The organism is Streptomyces sp. NPDC006798 (genome assembly GCF_040635975.1).
Lineage (GTDB): Bacteria > Actinomycetota > Actinomycetes > Streptomycetales > Streptomycetaceae > Streptomyces.
On the sequence record NZ_JBEYIS010000052.1, the window covers coordinates 1 to 20,383 of the forward strand.

Below are 20,383 nucleotides of genomic sequence, written 5' to 3' on the forward strand. Positions count from 1 at the left end.
GGGCCGCTGGATCAGCGGTGTCGTGGTCATCGGCACGGATCCGTGTACGGGACCGGGGCCGTGTCGTGCCCGTACGGAAACGGGGTCCGGCGCTCTCGTACGGGACCGGGGCGCGGTCGTTCGCAGGGAACCGGTCCCACCCGGCCGCCCGGCCCGGTGGACGGAATCCGGAGGGAGGGATCCGGCCGGGGTGGAGACGGGCCGAACGGGTAGCCGAGGTGCGGCCGTCGCCCCGTCAGCTGTCCGTTTTGATGGGAAGTTGACCGACACGTGCTGTGGCATGAGCAACAAAGAGGGCTGTTTGTTTGGTGATCGACACGCGCCGCGCCTAGCGTCGGTCCGGCTGTTCGCAGGCAGGCGCCGCAACCGCGGCACGGACAGCCATCGCCGAGTCCCCGTCAGGCGCGAGCCCTGGGGAGCCGGGGACCCATGTTCCCCTTGGGGTGAATCGGAGCCTTCGCAGCCCGCGGAGGAGCCGTAGGAGACCTTCCTCTTCTCCGAACCCGTCAGCTAACCCGGTAGGCGAGAAGGAAGGAAAGGACCAGCCTTTTCATGGCGTTCGCCCGATCCCACGGGAAGCATCGTGCCCCGAGCCGTGTGACGCGCCGCAGCGCGAGCCTGGCCGGCGCGGCGACCCTCGCCACCACCGGCGTCATCGGCACCTTCGCCGCCCCCGCCTTCGCCTCCGACAACGACGGCCGCGACCAGGGCCCCGAGACGGGCGGCCTGAGCGCCGAGGACACCGGCTCGATCCAGATCCTGGCGGCCGAGGACACCGGCTCCCTGCGGACGCTCTCCGGCCCCGACACGCTGGCCTCCCAGGTCGCCGACCAGGCGCACGCCCAGAAGCAGGAGGCGATCGCCCGCGCCGAGGCGGAGGCGGAGGCCGAGCGGCAGGCGGAGGAGCGGGCGAAGGCGGAGCGCGAGGCCCGGGAGCGGGCGGCCCGCGAGGCCGAGCGCAAGCGGCTCCTCACCACCTGGACGTCGCCGGTCGCCGGTTCCGAGGTCACCACCTCGTACCGGGCCAACAGCTCCCTCTGGTCCTCCGGCAGCCATACCGGGATCGACTTCCACGCCTCCACGGGTACGAAGATCGTGTCCGTGGGCGCGGGTACCGTCGTCGAGGCGGGCTGGGGCGGCGCGTACGGCTACAACGTCGTGATCCAGATGCGGGACGGCTCCTACACGCAGTACGCCCATATGTCGTCCCTGTCGGTCGCCGCGGGCGCGACCGTGATGCCCGGCCAGGAGATCGGCCGCGCGGGCTCCACCGGCAACTCGACCGGGGCCCACCTCCACTTCGAGGTCCGGACCGGAGCGGAGTACGGGTCGGACGTCGACCCCCTCTCCTACCTGCGGGCCAAGGGCGTCAAGGTCTGACCCCCTGCCCCCGCCCCGGCGGGCGCCCGCCCGGCCCGTCCGGGTGAGCCGTCCCCCTGTTTCCTTCCGTGCCCCGGCGCCGTGCGCGCCGGGGCACGCGGCGTTTCCGGCCCCGGCTCGCCAGGGGCATGCCGTACGGAATCGGCCGCCGTCGGCCGAAATGCGATGCCGGGCTATCGGGAACAGTCGGAATTCCCGATCGGCTGACATAGAGTCGGCGGGGAAATGAGAACCGTAGATGATTTCCCGGACCACGGCGGAGGTACGGTATGCGGGTTCCCGCGCATTCGGTCTGCAGGGCGATTCGCGACGACATCGTCTCCGGAGTGTTCCGGCGCGGCGAAAGACTCACCGAGGAACAGCTCGCCCAGCGGTACGGAGTCTCCCGGGTCCCGGTGCGCGAGGCGCTGCGGACCCTGGGGGCCGAGGGCTTCGTCACCACCCGGCGGCATGCCGGGGCGTCGGTCGCCGAGCCCACCGGCCGGGAGGCGGCCGATCTGCTGGAGATCCGTACGCTGCTCGAACCACTGGCCGCCGCCCGGGCCGCCCGGCACCGCACGGAGGGCCATCTGCGGGTCCTGCGCGGACTGGTCCGGCTGGGGCGGGAGTGGGCGGACGGCGGCGGCCGGGCGGGGGATCCGCAGGCGCTGGACGCCTGGTTCCACGACACCCTCGCCGAGGCGTCCGGCAGCCCGGGGCTGATCGCGCTGCTCAACCCGGTCCGGCGGAAGATCGCCTGGATGTATCTGGTGGAGTCGGCTCACGGGCGGTCCGCCGAGTGCTGGGCCGAGCACGCGGCGATCGTGGACGCGGTGGGGCGCGGCGACGCCGAGCGGGCCCGGGCCCTGACGGCCCTGCACACGGAGCGGGCCGCCGGACTCCACCGGCTCTGCGGGCCGGGCGCGCCGGACGACGCCTTCGAACGGCCGCCGGTGGCGGAGCGGCCGCCGGTCCGGGGCCGCCCGCGGGCGAGGGGGCGTTCGGCGGCGGGTACCGGCGGGGCCGCCCGGGTGGGGGCGCGGGGGCCGGCCTGAGGCGGTCGCGCCGCGGCCGGGAGGCCGCAACATTTCGGCAACATGGAATGCGGCCGTATTTAACACGGCTCCCGTATAAAGGAGTCGTGCCATATTTCCGATGGCATTCCCGATGATTCCCGGCGACGGACCGCGGCCGGGTTCTGCGTTTTCGCCGGTCGTGCGGTGAAAACACATCAGGCGCTGATCCCCGGGCGGGGGATCAGCGCCTGAGAATTCCGGGAGCGCCGATTCGGCGGGGAATTCCGGAGCGCGCCGGAGGCCGTGGCGGAGCCGGACGGCCGGACGCGGGAGTCGCGGAGTCGGCTCAGACCGTCTCCGGCAGCTCCTCGAGGCCTTCGGCGACCAGCTTCGCCAGGCGGTCGAGCGCGGCGTCGGCACCCTCGGCGTCGGAGGCGAGCACGATCTCCTCGCCGCCCTGGGCGCCCAGGCCGAGCACGGCCAGCATGGAGGCGGCGTTCACCGGGGAGCCGTCGGCCTTGGCGATCGTGACCGGAACGCCGGAGGCCGTGGCGGCACGGACGAAGATGGAGGCGGGACGGGCGTGAAGGCCCTCGGCCCAGCCGACGTTGACGCGGCGCTCAGCCATGGTGTTGCCCTTCAAATCTCAGTGGTTGTCTAGACCAGTTCCCGGTCAGTGTCTCACGACGCCCCGGGTGCTCGTGCCGACCGCCGGGGCGCGGTCGTGCCACCCAGAGTGCCCCGCCGGGGCGTCCGTCGCGAACCGTGACCGGGCCGTGTCGCGGCGGCGGGCGCGGGGCCGGGTGGGGTCGGCGAGTACCGGTGAGTCCCCATGTGTCCCGTGCCGCGGGGCCGCGCCGTACGCTTTCTGCCATGCAGACCGAACGGGGTGCCGAGCGGGAGAACGGGCGACCGGATTCCGGCGGGTCGGACGGCAGCCGGCCGAGGGCCGGGGAGCCCCCGGCCAGGGAGTCCCCGGCCGGGGCCGAGTCCGGTCCGGGACCCGGGGCCGAGTCCGGTCAGGGGGCGGGAGCGGACGGCGACGGCGCGCCGGAGCACGCGTACCCCGACCACTGGGAGGCCGACATCGTGCTGCGCGACGGCGCGACCGCCCGGATCCGGCCCATCACCGCCACCGACGGCGAGCGGCTCGTCGACTTCTACGAGCAGGTCTCGGACGAGTCGAAGTTCTACCGTTTCTTCGCGCCCTATCCCCATCTCTCCGCCAAGGACGTCCACCGCTTCACCCACCACGACTTCGTGGACCGGGTCGGGCTGGCCGTCACCGTCGGGGACGAGTTCGTCGCGACCGTCCGCTACGACCGCATCGACCGGCACGGGCGGCCCGCGAGCGCGCCCGCCGACGCCGCCGAGGTGGCGTTCCTGGTGCAGGACGCGCACCAGGGGCGCGGGATCGCCTCCGCCCTGCTCGAACACATCGCGGCGGTGGCCCGGGAGCGCGGCATCCGGCGGTTCGCCGCCGAGGTACTGCCCGCCAACAACAAGATGATCAAGGTGTTCCGGGACGCCGGGTACACGCAGCGCCGCAGCTTCGAGGACGGCACCGTCCATCTCTCCCTCGACCTCGAACCGACCGCCGAGTCCGTCGCCGTCCAGCGCGCCCGCGAGTACCGGGCCGAGTCGCGTTCCGTACAGCGGCTGCTGGCGCCGCGCGGTGTCGCGGTCGTCGGGGTCGGACGAGCGCCGGGCGGTCTGGGCCGTACGGTGCTGAGCGATCTGATCGCGGGGGGATATACGGGCCGGGCCTACGCGGTGAACCGGGCCTTCCCCGCCGACCGGCTCGACGTCGACGGCGTGCCCGCGTACCGCTCGGTCACGGAGATCACCGGATCAGGCGCCGGTTCGGGCGCCGGATCAAACGCCGGATCAAACGCCGGTTCGGGCGCCCGTCCGGGCGCCGGGACCGACCCGGCGGCCGGTGGCGGCACCGCCGGGCCGCCGGTCGATCTCGCGATCGTCGCGGTGCCCGCCGAGCGGGTGCCCGAGGTGGTCGCCGACTGCGGTGAGGCGGGCGTCCGGGGCCTCGTCGTACTCAGCGCCGGATACGCCGAGACCGGCGCGGCCGGACGGGAGCGCCAGCGGGAGCTGGTCCGGCAGGCGCGTTCGTACGGGATGCGGATCATCGGCCCGAACTCGTTCGGGATCATCAATACGGCGGACTCCGTACGTCTGAACGCGTCCCTCGCCCCGCACGCCCCCGCACCCGGCCGGATCGGCCTCTTCACCCAGTCCGGTGCGATCGGTATCGCGCTGCTGGCGGCGCTGCACCGGCGGGGAGCCGGGGCGACCGGGCTCCACGGCCCCGGCGGTACGGGCCCCGCGCGGCCGGACGGCTCCGAGGACCCCGCCGGGCCGACCCCCGCCACCGCCCTCGCCGGCCTCGCCGGCCTCGCCGGCCTTTCTACGTTTGTGTCGTCCGGCAACCGCGCGGACGTCTCCGGCAACGACATCCTCCAGTACTGGTACGAGGACCCCGATACCGATGTCGCCCTCCTCTATCTGGAGTCCATCGGCAATCCGCGCAAGTTCACCCGGCTCGCCCGCCGCACCGCCGCCGTGAAGCCCGTCGTCGTGGTCAAGGGCGCCCGCCACAGCGGCAGCGAGCCCCCCGGCCACGCGGTCCCCACCCCCCGGATCCCCGACGCCGCCGTCGACGCCCTGCTCCGCCAGGCGGGTGTGATCCGGGTCGACACCGTCACCGAACTCGTCGACGTCGGCCTGCTGCTCGCCGGGCAGCCGCTGCCCCGCGGGCCGCGCGTCGCGATCCTCGGCAACTCCGAATCCCTCGGTCTGCTCACCTACGACGCCTGTCTCGCCGAGGGCCTGCGCCCGCTGCCGCCGCTCGATCTCACGACCGGTGCCGCGCCCGCGGACTTCAGGGCCGCCCTGGCCCGGGCGCTGGCCGCCGACGACTGCGACGCGGTCGTGGTCACGGCGATCCCCTGGGTACGGGAGAACGGAGCGACCGACTCCGGTGACGGGGGCGACCTGGCGGCGGCCCTGCGCGAGGCGGCGACCACCGCGCCCGCGAAGCCGGTCGCGGTCGTCCAGGTCGAACTCGGGGGCCTGGCGTCCGCCCTCGCGGCGGCGACCGGCACCCGCCCGCACCCGCCCGCGCAAGCGCCCGCGCCGGACGACGACGCCACCCCGGCCCCGACCGGTGCCGCCCCCGCCGGTGCCGCCGCTCCGACCGGTGCCGGTGCCGGTGCCGGTCCCGCGACCGGTCGTACCGCCGCGCCCGCTCCGGCGCGCTCCGGCGACAACCCCGCCCCCGCCGACGCCACCAGCAAAGCCCCGTCCGCCGCCCCGGCCGGACCCGCCGATGCCGGAACCCCCGGCCCCGCCGTCGAAGGACCGCCCCGGGGAATCCCCGCCTATCCCGCCGCCGAGCGGGCCGTCCGCGCCCTCGCCGAGGCCGTCAAATACGGACAGTGGCGGCGCGAGGCGGCCGAGGGCGGCAAGGTCCCCGAGTACGAGGACATCGACGAGGGCCGGGCCGGGGAGCTGATCGCCGGGGTGCTCGCCGGGGACACCGGTCCGCGCGGTGTCACCCTCGACGCCGGGGACACCCGCGCCCTGCTGGCCGCGTACGGCATCCGGGTACGCCGCGCCCTGCCCGCGCCCGACCCCGACGAGGCGGCCCGGGCGGCCGAACGGCTGGGCTACCCGGTCGCCCTCAAGACCACCGCACCCCATCTGCGGCACCGCTCCGACCTCGGCGGCGTCCGGCTCGACCTGGGCGGCGAGGCCCAGCTCCGCCGCGCCTACCGGGAGCTGACCGAACTGCTCGGCAAGCCCGTCGAGCTGCGCCCGGTCGTCCAGGCCATGGCGCCGCGCGGGGTCGACACGGTGGTCCGGGCCGTGGTCGACCCGGCCGTCGGCCCCTATCTCTCCTTCGGGCTCGCGGGCGTCGCGTCCGAACTGCTCGGCGACACCGCGCACCGGCTCGTCCCGGTCACCGACCGGGACGCGGCGGGCCAGATCCGCTCCATCCGTACCGCCCCCCTGCTGTTCGGCTGGCGCGGCTCGGCCCCCGTCGACACGGCGGCGCTGGAAGAGCTGCTGCTGCGCGTATCACGACTGCTCGACGATCACCCGGAGGTCGTCGGAATCAGTCTGGAACCCGTCGTCGTGGCGCGTCGCGGCCTTTCCGTCCTGGGCGCTTCGGTACGGCTCGCGCCCACCCCCGTCCCCACCGACCTCGGCCCCCGCAGACTTCCCGGCTACTGACCACTCCCCGACACCACCGAGCGTTCCCCACCCCCCGGGGCCCGTAGGATGGACCACATGGCGAAGACCGGTACGACGACCCAGGGGCTGCGCGCGGCGATCGAGCGCAGCGGCTACTACCCGGCTCTCGTGGCAGAGGCGGTGGAGGCTTCCGTCGGCGGTGAGCAGATCGCCTCGTACCTGGTACACCAGGAGACGACGTTCGACGCCAACGAGGTCCGCCGCCATGTGACCGTCCTGGTGCTCACGGCCAACCGGTTCATCGTCAGCCACACCGACGAGCAGGCCGCCGACTCCAGCTCCCCGACGCCGTACGCGACCACCTCCACCGAGTCCGTGAAGCTGGACCGGATCTCGTCCGTCGTGGTCAGCCGGGTCGTCGCCAACCCCGAGTCGTACACCCCCGGCACCCTGCCGCGCGAGGTCGTCCTCACCATCGGCTGGGGCGCCGTCTCGCGGCTGGATCTGGAGCCCGCCGCCTGCGGCGACCCGAACTGCGACGCCGACCACGGCTATACCGGCAACTCCACCGCCGACGACCTCAGCCTGCGGGTCAGCGAGGCGGGCGACGGCCCGGACACCGTCCGGCAGACCCTCGCCTTCGCCCAGGCGCTCTCCGAGGCCACCGCGGCGACTGCCCGCTGATGGCCCAGCCCGACACGGCCGCCTACTGGCCCGACGAACCCCAGCCGCTCGCCGTCGGCAGCGCGCCGGTGCCCGAGTACGGCTCCGGGTCGCTCGCCGATCTGCTGCCGACGCTCGCCGCGGGCCTCGGGGTCCCCGGTCTCACCGCCGCGATACCGGAGCTGCTGCCCGCCGACCGGGTCGCGGTCTTCCTGATCGACGGCCTCGGCTGGGAGCAGATCCGCAACCATCCGGACCAGGCCCCGTTCCTCTTCTCCCTGCTCCATACCTCCAGGGGCGGTACGGGACGGCCGATCACCGCCGGATTCCCGGCCACGACGGCGACCTCCCTCGCCTCCGTCGGTACCGGGCTCCCGCCCGGCCGGCACGGACTGCCCGGCTACACCGTCCGCGACCCCGGCACCGGCGCCCTGATGAACCAGCTCCGCTGGAAGCCGTACACCGATCCGCACGCCTGGCAGCCGCATCCCACGGTGTTCGGCCTCGCCGACGCCGCCGGGGTCCATACGGCACAGGTGTCGTCGCCCCTCTTCGAGCACACCCCGCTGACCCGGATCGCGCTCAGCGGCGGAACGTTCCACGGCAGGCTGAGCGGCGAGGAGCGGATGGACCTCGCGGCCGAGCAGCTGGCCGCCGGGGACCGCTCCCTCGTCTATACGTACTACAGCGACGTCGACGGCATGGGCCACCGCTACGGGGTGGACTCCGACGCCTGGCGAGGTCAGCTCTCCCATGCCGACCGGCTGGTCCAGCGGCTGGCCGAACAGCTTCCCGCGCGTTCGGCGCTCTATGTCACCGCCGACCACGGCATGATCGACATCCCGTTCGACGAGGAGTCCCGGATCGACTTCGACGAGGACTGGGAGCTGCGGGCCGGGGTCGCCCTGCTGGGCGGCGAGGGCCGGGCCCGCCATGTCTACGCCGTCCCGGGCGCCGAGGCCGACGTACTGACCGTCTGGCGCGAGGTGCTGGGCGACCGCTTCTGGGTGGCGAGCCGGGAGGAGGCGATCGCGGCGGGCTGGTTCGGCCCGGCCGTCGACGAGCGGGTGTACGGCCGGATCGGCGATGTGATCGCCGCCGCCTGCGACGATCTCGCCATCACCGCTTCCGTCCATGAGCCGCTGGAGTCGGCGCTCGCCGGAATGCACGGCTCCATGACGCCCGCAGAGCAACTGGTCCCGCTGGTCGAGATCCGTTCCTGAACCCGTCGCTCCCCCTTCTCCGCTGTATGTCGCACGGCTTCGCCGGACGGTCTCCCGCCCGGACGCCCGGCTGCCCACGATCGCCGAAAGGTTCTCAACCACCCATGTCCGAGCTGGTCTTTTTCTCCGGAACCATGGACTGTGGAAAGAGCACACTCGCCCTCCAGATCACCCACAACCGGTCCGCGCGCGGCCTCCAAGGGGTGATCTTCACCCGCCGGGACCGTGCGGGCGAGGGCAAACTCTCCTCCCGGCTGGGCCTGGTGACGGACGCCGTCGAGGTCACCGACACGATGGACGTCTACGGCTATCTGGTCCGTGAGCTGTCGGCGGGCGGCAAGGCGGACTATGTGATCGTGGACGAGGCGCAGTTCCTCGCCCCGGAGCAGATCGACCAGCTCGCCAGGATCGTGGACGACCTCGATATGGACGTCTTCGCCTTCGGTATCACCACGGACTTCCGGACCAGGCTCTTCCCCGGCTCGCAGCGGCTGATCGAACTCGCCGACCGGATCGAACAGCTCCAGGTCGAGGCCCTGTGCTGGTGCGGGGCGCGTGCCACCCACAACGCCCGGACGGTCGGCGGGGAGATGGTGGTCGAGGGCGAACAGGTGGTCGTCGGCGATGTGAACCGTCCGGCGGAGGAGGTCGGCTACGAGGTCCTCTGCCGTCGGCACCACCGCCGCCGGATGACGTCCGCGTCCGCCCGGGCCGCGTCGCTCTCGCCGGACGTCCTGCCGGTCAACCACGTCTGACGTCCCGTCGACGGACGTCCGGTCCGGTCGGAGATCCCGGAAGCGGACCCGTACCGTGCCCGGCCGGAGCGGCGGGCACGGTACGGGTAGGCGGGCTCAGCGGCCCGAACTGACCAGATTGAACACCGCGCCCTCCGGGTCCGTCACGGTCGCCCGGCGGCCCCTGGCCCCGGCCGCCGGCGGGGCCACCACACGTCCGCCCAGCTCGGCGACCCGTTCCACGGCCGTGTCCACGTCGTCCACCTCGAACCAGGTCACCCAGTGCGAACCCCGGTCCCGGGGCAGGTCCTTGCCGACCCCGCGCAGCGCGGCCACCGGCAGCCCGTCCCGGACGAGGGTCACATAGTCCGCCGGTCCTTCGTCCCGGTCGCCGTGGTCGGCGGCCCCGGGATCCCGTGACTCCTGATAGCCGAAGACCGTCCGGTAGAACTTCAGGACCGCCGCCGTCTCCGCCGTCACCAGCTCGTTCCACACCGGTGTGCCGTGGGCGCCGCCGGCCGCGATGCCGAGATGCCCGGCGGCCTGCCAGAGCCCGAACACCGAACCCGCCGTGTCCGTGACGATCGCCAGCCGTCCGGAGTCCTCCGCGTCCAGCGGCCCCACCCCGACCGTGCCGCCGCAACAGCGCAGCGCCTCGGCCGTACGATCCACATCCGGCGTGGCCAGATAGGGCGTCCAAGCGACCTGGAGCCGGGGATCGGCGGGCAGCCGCCCGACGCCCGCCACCTCCTTGCCGTCGATCAGCGCACGGACATAGGGGCCGAGCTGTCGTGGACCTGGGTGGAACTCCCAGCCGAACAGCCCGCCGTAGAAATCCATGGTCGCGTCAAGGCCGTGCGCCATCAGACTCACCCAGCAGGGTGAACCGGGAGCACGCCGAGTCGCCTCGGTCATCGTCATTCTCTCCTCGGACCATCGTGGTGGCCGTGCGGGGGATGGAAGCAGGGGCCAGTGGTAACGGCCCGCGGACGTGCGCCGTGTCCGTCGTGTGTGCACGGCCGCACGCCCCGTGCGCATGTTTCCACTCAGCGGAGCCGGTGACGCCCCGGCCGCGCCGCATTTGGCGGGTTCCCGATGGAGGTTGCCCGCTTTGTTGAGTTTTAGGGGTTGCGCCATGGGTCGGCAGCCGCTGCGACGGTTCCCCCGGTGCCGGGCGCGAGAGCTGAACGGAACGCTCCGGAAGGCGCCGGAGGGCGGTGGAACGGGACGCTCCGGCGCGCGGTGCGCCAGGATGGACCCATGAACGCGACCCCGTCCTCCCGTCCGATCGTCTCCGCCGCGGAACTCGCCGAGGCCCTCGCCGGGCCCCGGCCGCCGGTGCTGCTCGACGTCCGTTACCGACTGGGCGGTCCGCACGGCCGTCCCGACTACGACGCCGGGCACATCCCGGGCGCGGTCTTCGTCCACCTCGACGCGGAACTCGCCGGAACCCCCGGGGAGCGGGGCCGCCATCCGCTGCCGGATCCGGCGGAGTTCGGCGCGGTGATGCGGCGGGCCGGGGTCTCGGCGGACCGGCCCGTCGTCGCGTACGACGGGGACAAGGGGTGGGGCGCGGCCCGGGTCTGGTGGCTGCTGCGGTGGACCGGCCATGCCGATGTGCGCGTCCTCGACGGCGGGCTCGGCGCCTGGCGCGGGCCGCTGGAGACATCGGCGCCCGAACCGGAGCCGGGCGACTTCGTGCCGAGGCCCGGCGGGCTGCCGCTGCTGACGGCGGACACGGCGGGGGAGTTCGCCCGGTCCGGGCTGCTGCTGGACGCCCGGGCGGGGGAGCGGTACCGGGGCGAGGTCGAGCCGATCGACGCGGTCGCCGGGCACATCCCGGGCGCGGCCTCGGCGCCGACCACGGAGAATCTGGACGCCGAAGGGCGTTTCCTGGCGGCGGAGGCGCTGACCGCCCGGTTCACGGCGCTCGGCGCGGCGGAACCGGGTACGGAGGTCGGGGTCTACTGCGGCTCCGGCGTCTCGGGGGCCCAGCAGGCTCTCGCGCTCGAACTCGCCGGGTTCGTGCCCGCGCTGTACGCGGGCTCCTGGTCCGAGTGGTCCCGCGACCCCGCCCGGCCGGTGGCGACAGGTGCGGAACGGGGCTGATACGGACTGACGCGAGGCGGGCGCGGGGCGCGGCGGTGCGGCGGAGTTCCGTACGCCGCCTGTTCCGTACGCCGTCCGCTTGACCTCAATCGAACTTGAGGTAAGAGGCTGGCCGGGTCAGTGAAGATCACGACCTACGGGAGACCTCCATGCGCGCCGCCGTCCTCCATGCCTTCGGTTCCGCCGGCAATCTGCGGTACGAGACCGTGCCCGACCCCGAGCCCGGCCCCGGGCAGGTCCGGATCGCCGTCCGGGCCGCCGGGGTCCATCTCGTGGAGACCATGCTGCGGCGCGGCCCCGAGTTCAATCCGCTGCCGTGGACACCCGAACTGCCCGCCGTACTCGGGGGAGAGGTGTCTGGGGTCGTCGAATCCGTGGGCTCCGGGGTGGATTCCTCCTGGGTCGGGCGGCCCGTGGTGACCTCGGCGGGCAAGCCGGGCGGCTATGCCGAACTCGCCGTCGCCGACCTCACGGCCGTCCACCCCGTACCCGAGGGGCTGGACCATGAGGCGGCCGTGGCGATGGTCGTCACCGGCGCGACGGCGGTGTCGTTCCTCGAACGAGCCGCCCTCACCGCCGACGACACCGTCCTGATCACCTCGGCGGCCGGCGGGGTCGGGCAGTTGGCCGTCCAGTACGCGATCGGGCTCGGGGCCCGGGTCGTGGGCCTCGCGGGCGGTGCCGCGAAGGTCGCGGTGGTACGCGAACTGGGCGCGGACGTCGCCGTCGACTACCGGGCCGACGGCTGGACCGCGCGGGTCGCCGACGCGATCGGCGGACGTACGGTGACGGCCCTGCTGGACGGGGTCGGCGGGGAAGCGGCCCGGGACGCGCTGGGGCTGGTCGCCGACGGCGGCCGCTATGTGACCATCGGCGACGCCTCCGGGGCGCAGTGGCTGCCGGACGAGGCGGACCTGGCCGCGCGGCGGATCGTCCATGACGACGCCCTCGCCTATCTGCTGGAGCACCGCGACCGGGACCGGGAGTTCCAGGCCACGGCGCTGGCCGCCGCGGCGGAGGGGCGGCTGGTCCCGGCGGTCCACGCGTTTCCGCTGGCGGAGGCGGCGGCCGCGCACGCGGCGCTGGAGGAGCGGGCGACGACGGGGAAGGTCGTCCTGGTGCCGTAGGCGCGGGTGCGCCGGGGGCTTCAGGGGGGCGGGGAGGGGCCCGGGCCGCGGGGTTGTTCGCCGGCCGCGGGCCGTGGTGGGCCGTTCGCGCGGTTCCTCCCCCTACGTCTGGCGGCGTGGGGGGACTCCCAGCGCCCCTGAAAAGCTCCCCCGCGCACTGCCCTTGCGGAAGACGGCACTTCCGACCCCGTAGAGGTCGGAAGTGCCGCGCCTTTGAAGGGGGTCAGTCGCAGGTGACCTCGTCGCGGGGGGTGTAGCGGGTCTTGAACGGTTCCCGCTTCACCTCCTGGCCGTTGTCGATGAAGATCCGCTGGACCGTGACGTCGAAGCCCTCCAGCGGGGTCTGCGGCTGGCAGTCCTTCTTCGCGCCGGGGCGGGTGCCGGGCTCCTTCACATTGGTGCGCTCGCCCTTCTCCGCCTTGATCTCGTCGTACTTCTTCGTCCCGACGAAGGTCACCGTCACCGAGTCGTTGTCGGCGCCGGCGAGGATCTGGATGGCCTTGCCGGTGTCGTTCTTGAAGCGGAGGTCGAGGCTGCCCCAGGCGACGGTGGCCTCCCGGCCCTCCGGGTAGCGCTCGATGTAGAAGGAGTGGGCGCCGTACTCGACGGGCTTGACCCCGGCGAAGAACATCGCGTTGAAGACCGCGGTGGCCACGGTCGAGACGCCGCCGCCCGCCGCCTTCGTGTACTTGTCGTTGAGGATGATGATGCCGTCGACGAACCCGTTCTCCGGGGTCCGCTCGCCGACCGTGTCGTTGAAGCTCCAGGTCTCGCCCGGCAGCACCGTCGAGCCGTTGATCAACTCGGCGGCCCGGCCGATGTTCGTGGTGCGGTAGGCGGCGGTCTCGAAGTTCGCGGTGAAGGACGACACCGTCTCCGTGAGACCCATCGCGGCGACGCTCTCCCGGGTCAGCTTCGGCTGGGTGACGACCGTGGCCACCTCGCCCGTCCTGGCCTCGGCGCCCTCCTTGGTCAGCAGCGGCATGACGGCGGCGGTGAGGCCCTTGGCGTCTATCTCGCGGCCGGGGGTGCCGTCCGCCGCGACCTCGACCCGGCCGCCGCTCAGCCGCAGGGTGGCGTCCTTCGCCTCGTTCGTCGCGGCGGCGATCCGGGGAGCCATGATCCCGTCCTTGAGCAGCTTCGCGCCGTCCAGCTTCGGCGCCAGCTTGCCGTCCGCGCCGGGCGCGATGGTCAGGGCGCGGCCGATGGCGCCGGTGGTGACCGTGATCTTCTTGCCGCCCGTGGTGAGCGTGACCGGCTCGGACATCGCGGGCTCGGCGAACTCGCGCATCACCCGCTCGATCTCCGCCGCGTCCGTCTTCGGCGCGGTCTCCTTCACGGGGAGGTCCGCCGGGCCGCCGGACGCGCCGTCGGAGAAGGCCGTCCGCAGCTCCCCGACCGACTTGTCGACGTTCAGCGACTGGCCGGTCACGGAAGGGGTCTCCTTGGCCCGGCCCTTGTCGAAGGTGATGCCCCCGTTGCGCATCTCGCGGTCGTGCTTCTTCGCCAGGGCGTCGAGGGCGGCCTTCGCCTTCTCCTCGTCCATGGTCACCACGGGCTCGACGGCGCCGCCGCCGGAGGAGAAGAGATTGCCGATGACCGTGAACGGGTCCTTGTCGGAGCGGGTCGCCTCGGCCGCGGTCTTCGCGGTGTCGAAGGAGAGTCCGGCCGCCGCCGGGCTGACGGTGTCCTTCTTGTCGCCGACCGTCACGGCGACGGGAGCGGCGGCGAGCGCGGCCAGGTCCTTGTCCAGCTTGGCCCGCGCCTCGGACTCGCTGAGCCCGCCGATCGCCACGCCCCGGACGGAGGTGCCGCCGGGTACCTCGTCGCCGGTGACCAGCAGCCCCGTGACGTACAGGGCGCCCGTACCCAGGACGACGGCCCCGCCCACGAGAGCGGCGGGATGTATTCGGCGGAGCAAAGGGGACCCCCCGGGGAAGAGCGGTACGTCCGGCCGGACGCGACCCGGCCAGGGTATTGAGCGCTGAGGACGTTACCGACGCGTGGCTAAGGGAACGGTAAATAATCCTACCTTTCGGATATCCCTGATCCGTCCCCGGGGTACCCGCGGGGGGTGTGCGAAACCCCGGCCCTGCAAGGGTTTCCGCTGGTCGGCGCCGGTTGCCGCCGGTGCGGATGCGCCGGAAAAGCCGACCGGTGCGCCGAGGGGGGACAACGGCACACCGGTCGGTGGTCGGGGACGGTCAGACGACCTTGGTGACGGTCCAGGTGTTGAGGTCGTACCGGGCGCCGATCACATTGAGCGACCCGGCCGACACCCGGGCGGCCACGTCCGCCTCGCCGAGCAACTGGTCCCGGACGCGCTTGGTGTTCCGCTCGATGGTCAGCTCGGTCCGGTTGGCTGTGCCCGCCGGGGGGATGATGGGCCTGATGTGGGCGTACAGCCATTCCAGATACACGGGGTGGGGCGGCGGGTAGGCGGGGCTGCCGTCCTCCCGGCCGATGGCGTAGTCGACCGCTCCGCAGCCCTCGTGCCCCAGGACGACGATGAGCTTCACATACGACTTGCTGGCCGCGTAGGAGGCGCTGGCCAGTACCGCTTCGTCGATTACGGGACCGGCGGTCCGGCTGACGAAGAGGTCGCCGAGGCCCTGGTCGAATATCAGCTCCGGCGGCACCCGGGAGTCGATACAGCTCACGATCATCGCCCAGGGCTTCTGGCCGGTGGTGGCGACTTCGTTTCGCCGGGCGGCGGTCTCGTTCGGATGTGTCTGGGTCTGGCCGGCCCAGCGGCCGTTGCCCGCCATCAGTTCCGCCTCGGCCAGGGCGGGGCTGGTGGGCGCGAGGAGGGTCTGTGCTCCCGAAGTGCTCCGCGTCCCCCGTGGAAGACCTCCGGGTGTCGCGGCGGCCGCGGGGCCGGCACCGCCGAGGGTCAGTCCGGTTCCGGCCACCAGACCACCCGCGACCAGGCCACGGAGAATCCCGCGACGACTTCCGTTCGCAAGCGGCTTTGCCAAGTCTTGCTGGTTTGTTGACTGGTTCTTTTCTGCGTCTTTCATGTTTCGAAAATCTAGGCGGCCCAACCCCCTTTTGTGAGCGATCATTTACGTCAAGGCGTTATGTGCTGGATGGGGCGGTTGTTAGGTAAGCACGTGATGAGCACGTGATGACCGGACTGGAACGACGTTCCGGCGCCGGTGCGGTGACGGACATTCCGCCCGGGACAGAAGGATGACGTCCTTCCGGTTCCGCTTCCCGGTGGACGCTGCGGAGACATGATCCAATGTCTCCGCCGATGCTGGACGAACGCTCATTCCAGTACGGCTTCATGGGATTTCAGCCAGGGAAACATCGGCCGGTGATTAAGTCCGCCGGGTTTGGATATAGATGGCCCCTGCCGTGGCCGGATTTCGACCTGACACCTCGGAATCCGACGACGTCCCGGCCCTGAACGGGGATTTCATCTCCCGCCCGGAACGCGCAAGAGAACCCAACACGCCATGGTCATCGCCGTTCCGGGCTCGGCCGGCCTCCGGCGGCCTAGGACCGCCCCCGTTCCGGGCCCGGAACGGGGGCGGTCCTAGGCCAAAAGCGGCGGGCTAACGCTCCAGCAGGGCGAACAGCCGCTCCCAGCGGTCCAGGATCCGCTCGGCCGAGTAGCGTTGTACATTGCGCCTGGCCCGCTCGCCCATCGCGTCCCGCAGCTCCCCGTCCGCGAGCAGCCGCCGTAGCTGGGCGGCGAGCCGTTCGGGGTTCCCGGGCGGGGCGAGCAGCCCGTCCTCGCCGTCCGTGATGATCTCCCGGACCCCGGGCGCCACGTCGAAGGCGACACACGGCACCCCGGTCGCCATCGCCTCCATCGGCGCCAGCGGGAACCCCTCGCCGCGGGAGCTGAGGACGAAGACGGAGCTGTCCCGCAGCGCCCCGGCGACATCGTCGGTACGGCCCATCCACGCCACGGAGTCCGTGACGCCGAGCGCCGCGGCCTGGGCGTGCAGGGCGGCCTCCTCCTCACCGGTGCCGTAGATCCGCAGCGTCCACTCGGGGTGGTGCGGGGCGACCCGGGCCCAGGTCTCCAGCAGCAGATCGACGCCCTTCTCCTCGTGCAGCCTGCCGATGCTGACGACGTTCCTCGCGGTCCTCGGCGACGGGGCGTCGGGGAAGAACGGCAGCGGGTTGGGCATGAAGCCGACATGGTCCAGCCGCTGGCGGACCCAGAGGTCGGCGTCCTCCCGGGTGAGGGCGAGCATCCGGTCCGCGTCCGCGTAGAAGCGCTTGACCCGCCGGAAGCGGGAGGACCTGCGGCAGGTCTCGTACGACTCGTGACTCATCCCGATCACCCGTACCCCGGTGAGATCGGCGAGGGCGACCCATTCCATCGCCCAGACCTGGGCGACGATCACCACGGCGCCCGGCCGGGCCTCGCGGAAGAGCCGGGTCAGCTCGGCGGCCCGCTCCCGCATCCCGGCCCGGTGCGCGGCGTGCCGCCGCCGCTCCAGCAGGTCGAGCCTGCCCCGGACGCCGCGGACCGGCTTCAGGGCCGGCGGGTGGGCGTCGTAGAGCGTCGTCGTCCGGTACGGCGGGGCCGCGCCCAGATCGCGGCGGCGGCCCTCGGGCGCCGGGGTGATGCCGATCCGGTGCACCCGGTGGCCCCGGTCGTGGAAGAGTCCGGCGATCTGATGGGACCAGTTGGTGATCCCGCCGAGTTCGTCCACGCTGTTGGTGACGATGAAGACGTCCCGGGCCCCGGCGTCCCCGCCGATCAGTGTTTCGGTCATCACTGCCTCCACTCGGCGAAGAACCGGTCGACGATCGTGCGGGCGGCGTCCCCCCGGTCGTACTCGCCGTACCGGGCCCGGAACCGTTCCCGGGCCGTCTCGTGTCCGTCACCCGCCGCGAGGTCCAGCGCCCCGACCGCCTCGAAGAACTCGTCCTCGGTCCGGATGAAGGGGCCGGGCGCCACCTCGGGCAGATCGAAGTACGTGCCGCGGCTCTCGCCCGCGTACTCCTCGTAGTCGTAGCCGAAGAAGAGCATCGGCCGGTCCAGCAGGGCGTAGTCGAAGAGCACCGACGAGTAGTCCGTGATCAGGGCGTCCGCCAGGGTCAGCAGCGGGGTGACGTCATGGCGGGCGGAGACGTCGATCACCCGGTCCGCGACCGTCGGCGGCAGCACCACATGGTTGAGGTAGTGCGAGCGGATCAGCAGGACGTACCGGTCGCCGAACTCCGCCGCGAACCGCTCCACGTCGAACGGCGGCTCGAACCGGTCGGCGCCCCGGCCGGTCCGGCGGAACGTGGGCGCGTACAGCAGGACGTCACGGTCCGCCGGGATCCCCAGCTCGGCGGCGAGCGGCCCGCGATCGCGCCGCCCCCGGGGTCCTCCCCGCTCCCGCTCCCGTTCCCGTTCTTGTTCGCGGGCCGCGACGAGGGCGTCGTTGCGGGGGTATCCCACCCGCAGCAGCGTCTCGGGCCGGAGCCGGAACGCCCGTGCCAGGGTGTCCACATCGTGCTCGGAGCGGATCAGGAAGTGGTCGAAGCGGTCCAGCGCCTCCTGCTGGGCCTCCCGCCGGGCCCGGGGCAGCGCCTTCTGCTCGGGCAGGTCGAATCCCATCCGCTTGAGCGCCGAGCCGTGCCAGGTCTGGATGTACGTGGTCTCCGGCCGTTTGGTCAACCGGTGCGGAAAGCTCTGGTTGTCGATCCAGAACTCGGCCCGCGCCAGGGCCTTGAGATAGGGCAGGGACCACCGGCGGACCGGGGTGGCGTCGGCGGGGAAGTCCCCGGGGCTGCCCCGGTAGGACCAGACGGCCTCGAAATCGAGACCCTGGCGGCGCATCTCCTCGTAGATCGCGCGCGGGCCGTCGCTGTACTGCCGGCCGAGATGGGACTCGAAGACGACGGTCCGCCTGCGGACCGGCAGTCGGCTGTACACATCGTGGTAGACGCGGAGTTTGGTCTCGCCCGATGTGACGGTGGCCCGTACCGACCTGGCCTTGCGGTATCCGGCCTTGGCCAGCGCTCCGGAGCGGCCGTGGAGTCGGCGGAGGACGAGATCGTGCATCCTGGCGTTGTGCCGCCCCCGGGTGACCAGCCGGAACGCCAGATGGCCCTTGGCGCTGGTGTGGGCCTCGACATGGTCGCCGACGGCCCGGGTGAGCCGGGGCCTGACCCGCAGCACCCCGTCCGAGAGGCCGATATCGCCGACGGTGAGCCGGGTGGTGGTGCGCACCCCGGCCGCGTCGAGCCGCAGCCGTACGTCCCAGACCGTGTCCACGATGCCCAGCGGCCGCAGCCGGGCCGACAGATCGGCCTCGGTCTCCCAGTGGACCGTATCGCCGTCGTGGCGGACGGCGCGGACCGGGAAGCTGAAGGACTGGAGGCTGCGGCGGCGGGCGCTGAGGATCAGTTCGGCGGAGAGAGGGGCATCGGCCGCGATCACCCCGAGGGGGTTGGTGATCCGGCCGCCCAGCCGGAGGGCGGTGCCGGTGACCTCGAAGTCGGTGAGCCGGTTGCGCAGGAACATCTTGTCGAGCGGCCGGGTGTGGTAGCCGAGGCCGGTCATGTCCAGCACCTCGCGGCCGAGCGGGTCGTCGAGATGGTCGGCGCACCAGTAGATCCGGCCGTCCCGTTCGGCGAGCGGGGTGGAGATCTTCTCCCGGTGGATCAGGGTGTCCACGGCGGGGATCAGGTTCTCCCAGTCGTCCCGCTGGAGGAGATAGGCGCAGACGGCCTGGGCCGGCGCCACCCGGCCATAGGCGGACTGGTCTATTCCGGCGAGGTATTCACGGGACAGCCGACCGAATTCACGGCGGTACGCGTCATCCCTGAACGGGAGGTCCCGCAGATGGAGTACGAGATCGTGCTTCAGGAACTTGACGTCCTTGGCGCGCCTGAGTTCATCGAGCCCCCGCTGTTCGAGCAGGGCGTCGATCCGGCGGTGGATCTCCAGCCGGTGCCGGTAATTGATCATGTCGTGGCGGCTGTTGGTGACCGAACTCCGGGCCGCCTTCTCGTGCACATGCCAGAAATAGACCTGATTGGGGACCAGGGTGATCCGGCGCGCGGCGAGATATGCCTCGGCGATGAACTGGAGATCCTCGTAGAACATGCCCTTGGGGAACCGCAGCGCGTTCTCGATCAGGAAGTCGCGGCGGTAGCACTTGTTCGTGGAGAGGGTGTCCCAGACGAACAGGTCGGGCAGTTCGGTGACGGACTCCAGGGTGCGGGTGGCCGAGTAGAGCCAGGGGTACCACTCGTCGCGCTTCTGGTTCCTGGTGTCCTTGTGCAGCCGGACGCAGAGCCCGGAGACGATGTCGGAGCCCGTCTCGTCGGCGGCCTCCAGCAGATTGCGGCAGGCGTCCCGCTCCAGTACGTCATCGCTGTCGAGGAACATCACATAGCGTCCGGCGGCCTCCCGGATTCCGGCGTTCCGCGGTTCTCCGCCCGCACCGCTGTTCTCCGGCAGCCGGATCGCGCGGATCCGTTCCGGATACTCGGCGGCCAGCTCTCCCGCCACGTCGTACGAATGATCGGTGCTGTGGTCGTCCACGATCACGATCTCGATACCGCGCAAAGTCTGGTCCAGTACGGACCGGACGGCGGTCGGCAGTCTTTCGGCGTCGTTGTAGACGATGACGACCACGGATACTTCCGGCACGACGTTCTCAATCCTCTCCCGATGGAACTGGTTCGGCAGAGTCTTGGATGGCGGGGCCGGGCATTCGGTTGTGCGAGGTGAGGGGATTACATCCGACCGGATCCGAAGCGGAGTATTCCGCTTAGCCCTGAGGTGATGATGTTTCCCCTGTTCAGGGCGATCTGTAGAGCAGCCGCGAATGGGAAAGGGAATGTATTCGCCCTGGATCTTCGATGTCGGCGAAGAGCGTGATCGACTGCTTCTCCGCTGGTGGCGGGCGCCGGTGAGCGGTGCGCGTGGCATGTCCCCGTACCCGCTGCCGAACGGTTGGCGGGGCCGGGTCGCG

Annotated in this window: 14 protein-coding genes and 1 riboswitch; of the genes, 8 read left to right on the forward strand and 6 right to left on the reverse strand. The window is 72.2% G+C overall.

What is annotated here, in order from left to right:
• Positions 1–375 precede the first annotated feature (375 nt).
• Positions 376–540, forward strand: a riboswitch (cyclic di-AMP (ydaO/yuaA leader).
• A 12-nt stretch (positions 541–552) separates the two neighbouring features.
• Positions 553–1,380 carry a M23 family metallopeptidase gene (locus ABZ714_RS27995; RefSeq protein ID WP_358828122.1) on the forward strand — a complete coding sequence of 276 codons (828 nt, stop codon included), beginning with the start codon at positions 553–555 and terminating at the stop codon, positions 1,378–1,380.
• Positions 1,381–1,649: 269 nt separating this feature from the next.
• Positions 1,650–2,414, forward strand: coding sequence for a GntR family transcriptional regulator (locus tag ABZ714_RS28000; RefSeq protein ID WP_358828123.1), 765 nt, complete (start codon positions 1,650–1,652; stop codon positions 2,412–2,414).
• 307 nt (positions 2,415–2,721) lie between these two features.
• Here ABZ714_RS28000 and ABZ714_RS28005 read toward each other — a convergent pair whose 3' ends face one another.
• Entirely contained in the window at positions 2,722–3,003 is a 282-nt protein-coding gene (locus tag ABZ714_RS28005) for an HPr family phosphocarrier protein (RefSeq protein ID WP_358828124.1), read from the reverse strand.
• A 245-nt stretch (positions 3,004–3,248) separates the two neighbouring features.
• On the opposite strand from ABZ714_RS28005, the gene ABZ714_RS28010 reads away from it, so the two are divergent.
• From ABZ714_RS28010 to ABZ714_RS28025, 4 genes are all read left to right on the forward strand, one after another.
• Complete coding sequence (locus ABZ714_RS28010; protein WP_358828125.1) at positions 3,249–6,626, forward strand: GNAT family N-acetyltransferase; 3,378 nt, start codon at positions 3,249–3,251, stop codon at positions 6,624–6,626.
• Between the two features lie 57 nt (positions 6,627–6,683).
• On the forward strand, positions 6,684–7,271 hold the full coding sequence (locus ABZ714_RS28015; protein ID WP_358828126.1) for a DUF5998 family protein: 588 nt from the start codon (positions 6,684–6,686) through the stop codon (positions 7,269–7,271).
• Entirely contained in the window at positions 7,271–8,473 is a 1,203-nt protein-coding gene (locus ABZ714_RS28020; RefSeq protein WP_358828127.1) for a nucleotide pyrophosphatase/phosphodiesterase family protein, read from the forward strand. The genes ABZ714_RS28015 and ABZ714_RS28020 overlap by 1 nt, the downstream gene beginning before the upstream one ends.
• Before the next feature lie 104 nt (positions 8,474–8,577).
• A complete protein-coding gene (locus ABZ714_RS28025; protein ID WP_358828128.1) occupies positions 8,578–9,228 on the forward strand; it encodes a thymidine kinase in 651 nt (216 codons plus the stop codon).
• A 96-nt stretch (positions 9,229–9,324) separates the two neighbouring features.
• Here the strand turns inward: ABZ714_RS28025 and ABZ714_RS28030 are convergent, their stop codons facing one another.
• Positions 9,325–10,122 carry a VOC family protein gene (locus tag ABZ714_RS28030; RefSeq protein WP_358828129.1) on the reverse strand — a complete coding sequence of 266 codons (798 nt, stop codon included), beginning with the start codon at positions 10,120–10,122 and terminating at the stop codon, positions 9,325–9,327.
• 345 nt (positions 10,123–10,467) lie between these two features.
• Between ABZ714_RS28030 and ABZ714_RS28035 the strand changes: the two genes are divergently transcribed.
• Positions 10,468–11,316 carry a sulfurtransferase gene (locus ABZ714_RS28035; protein WP_358828130.1) on the forward strand — a complete coding sequence of 283 codons (849 nt, stop codon included), beginning with the start codon at positions 10,468–10,470 and terminating at the stop codon, positions 11,314–11,316.
• Positions 11,317–11,465: 149 nt separating this feature from the next.
• On the forward strand, positions 11,466–12,443 hold the full coding sequence (locus ABZ714_RS28040) for a zinc-binding dehydrogenase (protein ID WP_358828131.1): 978 nt from the start codon (positions 11,466–11,468) through the stop codon (positions 12,441–12,443).
• A gap of 223 nt (positions 12,444–12,666) precedes the next feature.
• On the opposite strand, the gene ABZ714_RS28045 is transcribed toward ABZ714_RS28040, so the two are convergent.
• The 4 genes from ABZ714_RS28045 to ABZ714_RS28060 form a co-directional block, all read right to left on the reverse strand.
• On the reverse strand, positions 12,667–14,364 hold the full coding sequence (locus ABZ714_RS28045) for a VanW family protein (RefSeq protein ID WP_358828132.1): 1,698 nt from the start codon (positions 14,362–14,364) through the stop codon (positions 12,667–12,669).
• 283 nt (positions 14,365–14,647) lie between these two features.
• Positions 14,648–15,355 carry a carbonic anhydrase gene (locus ABZ714_RS28050; protein ID WP_358828133.1) on the reverse strand — a complete coding sequence of 236 codons (708 nt, stop codon included), beginning with the start codon at positions 15,353–15,355 and terminating at the stop codon, positions 14,648–14,650.
• Between the two features lie 648 nt (positions 15,356–16,003).
• On the reverse strand, positions 16,004–17,182 hold the full coding sequence (locus ABZ714_RS28055; protein WP_358828134.1) for a glycosyltransferase: 1,179 nt from the start codon (positions 17,180–17,182) through the stop codon (positions 16,004–16,006).
• A complete protein-coding gene (locus ABZ714_RS28060) occupies positions 17,182–20,058 on the reverse strand; it encodes a CDP-glycerol glycerophosphotransferase family protein (RefSeq protein WP_358828135.1) in 2,877 nt (958 codons plus the stop codon). Before ABZ714_RS28060 ends, ABZ714_RS28055 begins: the two co-directional genes overlap by 1 nt.
• Between the last annotated feature and the right edge of the window lie 325 nt (positions 20,059–20,383).